Annotated in this window: 6 protein-coding genes; all 6 read right to left on the reverse strand. The window is 45.6% G+C overall.

Going from position 1 to position 6701, the window contains the following annotated elements; translation table 11 throughout:
* On the reverse strand, nucleotides 1-415 hold a 415-nt coding region (locus CJD30_RS11085; protein WP_294919076.1), incomplete at its 3' end, for an HNH endonuclease signature motif containing protein.
* A gap of 34 nt (nucleotides 416-449) precedes the next feature.
* The gene (locus CJD30_RS11090; protein ID WP_294919079.1) at nucleotides 450-2669 is read right to left on the reverse strand and encodes an endonuclease MutS2; all 2220 of its coding nucleotides are present in this window, start codon (nucleotides 2667-2669) and stop codon (nucleotides 450-452) included.
* A gap of 13 nt (nucleotides 2670-2682) precedes the next feature.
* Nucleotides 2683-3993 carry a UDP-N-acetylmuramate--L-alanine ligase gene (gene murC, locus CJD30_RS11095; RefSeq protein ID WP_294919082.1) on the reverse strand — a complete coding sequence of 437 codons (1311 nt, stop codon included), beginning with the start codon at nucleotides 3991-3993 and terminating at the stop codon, nucleotides 2683-2685.
* Nucleotides 3993-4457 carry a hypothetical protein gene (locus tag CJD30_RS11100; protein WP_294919085.1) on the reverse strand — a complete coding sequence of 155 codons (465 nt, stop codon included), beginning with the start codon at nucleotides 4455-4457 and terminating at the stop codon, nucleotides 3993-3995. The genes murC and CJD30_RS11100 overlap by 1 nt, the downstream gene beginning before the upstream one ends.
* Nucleotides 4454-5590: a succinyldiaminopimelate transaminase gene (locus tag CJD30_RS11105; RefSeq protein ID WP_294919088.1), complete on the reverse strand. Its 1137-nt coding sequence runs from the start codon at nucleotides 5588-5590 to the stop codon at nucleotides 4454-4456. The genes CJD30_RS11100 and CJD30_RS11105 overlap by 4 nt, the downstream gene beginning before the upstream one ends.
* A 78-nt stretch (nucleotides 5591-5668) precedes the next feature.
* Nucleotides 5669-6655: an HD domain-containing phosphohydrolase gene (locus tag CJD30_RS11110; protein ID WP_294919091.1), complete on the reverse strand. Its 987-nt coding sequence runs from the start codon at nucleotides 6653-6655 to the stop codon at nucleotides 5669-5671.
* Nucleotides 6656-6701 lie beyond the last annotated feature (46 nt).

Here is a 6701-nt window from a genome sequence, read left to right on the forward strand (position 1 = left end):
CTTCAAATACCTCTTTTGATTTTGCTGCAAAAATCAAATCTTGTACAATGCCTTTAAACTCATTATCATCACCTATGAAATTATATTGCTCATCAATTTTGATATTAATACGAGTTTTATCTTTATCAATAATATGTTGATTACTATTATTTGATGTAGTTAATATTCTTTTATATTCTTTTAAAGATTTCTTGTCAATTACGCCTTTATGAGCCATTTTATGATGTTTGTCACATAAAAGAATCAAATTTTCTATTCTGTTGTCTGCGCGATTTTCATTAATATGGTGTATTTCTAAATAAGTATGTTCAAAACAATTTTTTACGGAACAAGTATGTCCTGCTTCTACTTGAATAGATCGTTGAATGTCTGCAGGTATAGATGGTCTATTTTCATCATAAGTTTTTTTATTCATAAAATCCTTTCCTTCTCTAACACTCTGTCTCTTCTTACAACTTCACAACTTTTGCCCCAAATCCCCCCATATGGGCAGGTGCATCGGCAAAACTTTTGACACTCGGATGAGCTTTGAGGAACTCTTTGACTGCGTAGGCGAGTTTCCCCGTCCCGATCCCGTGATAGATCAATACCTCATCAAATCCCTGCAAGAGAGCATCGGAGAGAAATTTATCCATCCGCTCGCACGCCTCCTCGCCCCGCATTCCATGCAGATCGAGCTTGAGACCGCTTTTTTGCTCCACCTGCGACGTAACGGTGACTTTGGGCTTTTTGGGGAGATTGCCGCTCGGTTTGAGATCGGTGAGTTTGACACGCAAACGCATCCCCTCAACCTCGATCATCGCGTCTTTCGCCCCGACGCTTACCACCGTACCGCGCTGTGCGCGATATTTGACAGCTTGCCCCACTTCGTAACGAATCGGCTCCGATTCCGCGATCTTGATTGGTTCCACTTTCGGTAATTTTGCCTGCGCCTTGTTGAGCTGTCTATGGATCGCTGCCATATCATGACCGCGCGCCGCCTCTTTTGCTTCGCGGATTGCGACATCGTATTCAGCTCTGAGGCGGTTTTTCTCACGGTCGAGTTCGCTTCGCAAAGTTTCGCGCGCCTCTTTGAGATCGCGCTCCTGCGCGGCTAACGATTCGAGTTTCTCATCCGCCTCTTTATTTTTACGCTTCAGTTCACGCTCTAACTCGCTTCCCCGTTCGATGAGGACGCTGAGGCGCTCGTGATTTTCACCGTAGAGGGATTTGGCACGGGTGATGATAGCAGGATTGATCCCATAGCGTGCCGCCGTCTCGAACGCGTAGCTCTTACCGATCACCCCTTGCAAAAACTCATAGGTCGGGACGCGGCGCTCTTCGTCGTACAATGCCGCCATCAGCTCCACATCCTCACGATCCGCCATCAATGCGGCAAGCCGTTTGTGGTGGGTCGTGACGATAATCTTCTGCCCCCTCTTAATCAGCTCATCGAGGATGATAGCAAAGAGTGCCGCCGCTTCGTCGCTGTCGGTTCCCAGTTCGATCTCATCTACCCCGACGAGGGCGCTTTTATGTTCAAACAGATGGCTAAACTGCACCATCCGCCCCGCAAAGGTAGAGATGTCGTTGCTGACACTTTGGGGATCGTCGATAACCGCTTCGATCCGTTTGAAACTCCCGATCCGCGATTTGTGGGGATTGATCTTCATTGGGATGAGATATTTCGCCATCAGGCTCGCCGAGAGGAGCGATTTGAGAAGCATCGTTTTACCCCCCGCGTTCACCCCCGTGATCATGAGGAGATTGGATCGGAAATCAACACTGATCGGTTTAGGTTTATGGATGGCGGGGTGGGAGAACTCTTCGAGGATCACATCGGCATTGTTTTGGGGCTTGAGGATCGCAAAATCGCTCGCTCTCGCAAACAAAACACGCGCTTGATAATGATCATATCGGTCGAACTCTCGATCGATAAAACCGATGAAAGGGACAAGATTCGAGAGTTTGGCACTGAACCGTTTCGCGTATTCGTAGAGTTTGGTCTCACGCTCCTGCATCACGTAGCGAAGCTGCTCTTTGGAACGCAACACCGCATCAGGGGCGACGTAGAAGAACCCTGCCCCCGTCCGTCCGACGACGGAACCTTTGAGGACATGATTGAATCCGCCGCGCACCAAGAGGCACTCTTCGTCATTGATGTAATGGATCTGGGTATCGACGAGGTAAGGGGTCAGTTTTTGGGTATGAAAGAGGCGCTTGATCGCATCATTGATCTCATGCTTGATCGCTTTGATCCGCTGTGCAATGCGGTGCAACTCCTCATCGCGCGACTCGATAAAATTCCCCTCATGATCGAAATACTCTTCGATCTCACTAAACGGCTCGGGGATGATAATCGTCTCCATCCACTCGCCGATGAGGCCCGTATAGGCTTGATTGCGCATGAGTCTGAAATAGCGAATCACTTTGAGGAGTTCGAAAATCTCTTCGAACCGCAATACCCCATGCTTTTTGAGGTGGTTGATGATCGTCTCAAACCCTACACTTTTCGGCGGTGCTTTGAACTCCAACGCATCGAGAGCCTGTATGTAACGGTAATGGCGCTCTTGATCCCCCTGCATCGCAATGTTTTGCTGACGGGAAAAAAAGTGTTCCAGCGCGTGGATGTGGGGGAGGAGATCGAGTTTTCCGAAAAGCTCGGCGAGGTTAGCGGAGAGTGAACTCATCGACGTTGCAATCTCACTTCGTTCCGCGAAGCTGATAGGTCAAATCGCCCGCTCCGAATCCGACGATGAGATCGCGGTCGTACGTTTTGAGTACGTTCTCGTTTTTGAGGGTTTCAATCGTATCGCCTGCACGGTGAAGTTTGTCGCACATCGTGAGGTTATAGTGCCCGAAACGCCCCTCAAAATCAATCTCACGCGGCTCTTCGCTCGCCGCCCAAACCGGAAGGATGATGAGTTCATCTACCCCCTCAAAACACTCGACGAATGCATCGAGGTTATCAATCGTTCTAGAGTATTTATGTGGCTGCCAAATTGCGACAATACGTTCAAATCCTTTGAGCTTAGCATACGTTGTCAAGGATTCCATTGTCGCTTTAATCTCGGTCGGGTGGTGGGCATAGTCGTCGATGATGACGCGGTCACTTCCTTTGAAAATCACATCGAACCGTTTTTTGATCCCTTTGAAATGGAGCAAATTCGCACGAATAGAGGCGACACTCATGGTCTGTGCAGCCGCCAAAATTGCGAGTGACGCGTCCATTGCAATATGCTCACCGAATCCCCATACTTCAAATTCTCCCATGTTTTTGAGGGTGAAACGGGTATAGGGTTCATCGTCAATCAAAATATAGGTGATATTAGAGATATCTTTGCTTGGATAGAGGCGAATCGCATCACACTCCAACGTTGCCATAAACGGATCTTCGGCATTGATAACGCGCACAGGTGCCATCTCGACAAAACGGCGATAGGCATTGTGAAACTCATCGATGTTGTAGTGATAGTATTCCATGTGCTCCGGCTCGGCATTGGTGACAATAGAGCAGTACGGGTTGGAGTTGAGAAAACTCCCATCCGATTCATCCGCTTCGAAAAGCATCACATCGGTACTGCCGTCATAGCGGACGTTAGAGCCGAAATCTTTGGATTCCGCACCGATGATAGCGCTTCCACTCATAATTGAGGCGAGAATCGCTGTCGTTGTACTTTTACCGTGTGCACCGCATACCGCGTAGACTTTTTTCTCTTTGAGAATACGGAGCAATGCATCACGTCGGTGCAAGACTTCGATCCCACGTGCTTTAGCCTCGATCACTTCGACATTGGTATCACGAATGATCGCCGAGTGGATGACGAGATCGCACCCTTCAGGGATATTGGATGCATCATGACCGATGAAAACTTTAATCCCCCGATCGATCAAACGCTGAGTAATATGGGTTGCTTTCATATCCGATCCACTCACCTCGTGACCACTGAAACGGGTATATTTTGCAAGTCCCGAGATGCCTATTCCGCCGATACCGATAAAGTGGATTTTCATTACGCAATCTCCTTTTTGAAAAAACTGATATAAAATTTTCCGCCGTTCTGTGTCGCGTCCATATCGACGTATTCATCGATAAAATCATCAAACGGTATTTTGGCATCACACGCCGCGCGGTGAACACTCATAGCCACACTGAATGCTTCATCATTGCTGATCCCGCCAAGAACTTCAAACAATGCGCTCGCATCATGGGCACTTCCCGCACTGTAATGTTCGATGGCGTATTCATAGAGGGCACGAAGGGTTGCAAAATCTTGAACTTCGTTCATATCAAGACGCTCCATCCCCTCGAGCGCATTGGTCATTCGCTCCAATGCCAAATCAAGGATATTCGCATAAAATGCCATCAGAGTATCTTCATCAAACGTCTCATGTGCTTGAGCTTCAAAGACATACAATCCGGCAATATTTCCCTCGCTTTGTGCTTGATAGATTTTCTCTTTGAGTGCTTCGCTCATGATAATGCCTCCTTTAGGCGTTTTAGTGCTTCGATGGTGCGCACCGTCTCTTCGACGAGAGCGATACGGATGTAACCGATTCCGGGATTCTCTCCTGACGCATCCTCACGGGCTAAAAATTCCCCCGGTAACACTTTTACGTTATAGTCCCGATAAAGACGTTGAGTAAACTCAAGCGCATCCCCTACTTTGAGCCAAACGTAAAACGTCGCATCTGAGGTCGTGATACCTAAAATTTCCTGTGCTGCTTTGAAATTTTCCGCATATACGGCGCGCGCTTGCGCTACATGGTACTCATCCGCCCAGGCCATCGCCGCTGCCGCTTGCAATGGGAGGGGAGAGGCACATCCGACATAGGTGCGATACTGTGCATACCCTTTGAGTATCTCAGCATCTCCTGCAATAAATCCGCTACGAAGTCCCGGTGCGGAAGAGCGTTTGGAGATCGAGTTGATAACAAGGACCTTTTTAAACGACGTATTCCCAACATAAATAGACGCTTCAAGAAGTGATGGAATTTTTTGATCGGTATAAATCTCGCTGTAGCACTCATCATTGATAAGACAAAAATCGTGTTTAAGAGCGAGTTTTACCCATTCTCCCAACTCTTCGAGGCTCAAAACCGATGCCGTCGGATTGTTCGGGAAGTTCAAAATAACCAAATCGCATTCGGCAAGTTCGGTTTCGTTGATGAGGGGTTTGAAGCCGTTTTTCTCGGTCAGGTTGAGATGAATCACCCGCGCACGTGATGCAATCGCCGCACCCTCGTAAATCTGATAAAACGGGTTGGTGTATGCCATGAGGGCGTTAGGTTTATCAAACAGATAGTATTGCGGGAAATTAAAAAGCACTTCGCGTGTCCCGAAACTGCTGATAAGTTCATTCGGTTTGAGTTTTACCCCGAAACGGCTCTCAACGAACCCTCTCATCGAGTCATTGAGATAACTCTCCCCTGCCGTTTTCGGATAACGGCGAAGCTCTTCGGAATGTTTTGCGAGAGATTTTTGGATAAATGCCGGAGTCTCAAACTGCGGTTCTCCGATGGTCAAAGCAATCGGCGAATATTCAGGATTTGGGATAATATCCGCCAAAAGAGCGGTCAGTTTTTCAAATGGATACGGTTCAAAATGCAAAGGACGGTCTTTGTAATGGAATTAATTACCTATATTATAGCGTCCGATGGCTGTAATTCAATTATATTCTTAGATTCATTATCGATGCAGTTGGATAAGCATATCCACAAATGTTTCATCTAACTGCGTATGCATCTCACGTTTCATTAAAAGAAGCGCTTCAAAACTTGTAAAATGAGTTCTGTAAGTACGGTTGGTTGTTAGCGCATCAAAAACATCACATATAGCTATAATGCGAGCACTTCTTGGAATCATTTTTCCCTTTAGACCCTCTGGATAGCCTGAACCATCTAAACGTTCGTGATGATAACGCACCCCTTTGAGTACCGTTTGATTATCAATACCGTTTAGTTTCAATATTTCATACCCTAATTCAGAATGAAGTTTAACGGATTCAAATTCATCATCTTCCAAAAAAGATGTTTTTTCTAAAATCGTATCATCTATACGCAATTTGCCTACGTCGTGCAGTAATGCTGCAAAAATCAAGTTAAAAAGTTCCTGATTATTCAGTTTAATCATTTTTCCAATAATCGCAGCTAAATACGCAACATCGATACTATGATCATGAGTGGAATACTCATTAGGGAAAATCTTCAAAACCAACGGTAATACATTCTCGCCTGATTCAAATGTATTAACAATTTTATAGACACAATTTGAAATTGCATCCAGCGGAAGTTTTTCATTTCCACTTTCAAAAATGGACTCCATCAAATCCGATGCACTCGAATATACAGAAGCAAGCTGCTTCTCTAAGTCCGTCGATTCCGATAATTTTTCTTGACTTCTTGAGACTTGACCCTTTTGAGGGTTTTCATCATTTAAATCAACGGTATACTCTTGTAGCTTTTTGGAATCGTTCTTAGAAATATAAATCTGTAGATGTTGTGAAAGTTTTTCATATAAAACTTCATCCAACACAGTACCAGCCTCGATAATAATAACAAAATCGTTATACCGTTTAACATACATATCAAACGGTACCGGTTCTCCTTTTCTCAACATATCAAGCTTTATCGTTGAAAAATGGCTATTAATAACTACTCGGACTACTTTTGCCATATTTCTATACTAAACCTATTCTTGATATCAACATACACACTACCAA

It is taken from the genome of Sulfuricurvum sp. PD_MW2, from assembly GCF_002633015.1.
GTDB lineage: Bacteria > Campylobacterota > Campylobacteria > Campylobacterales > Sulfurimonadaceae > Sulfuricurvum.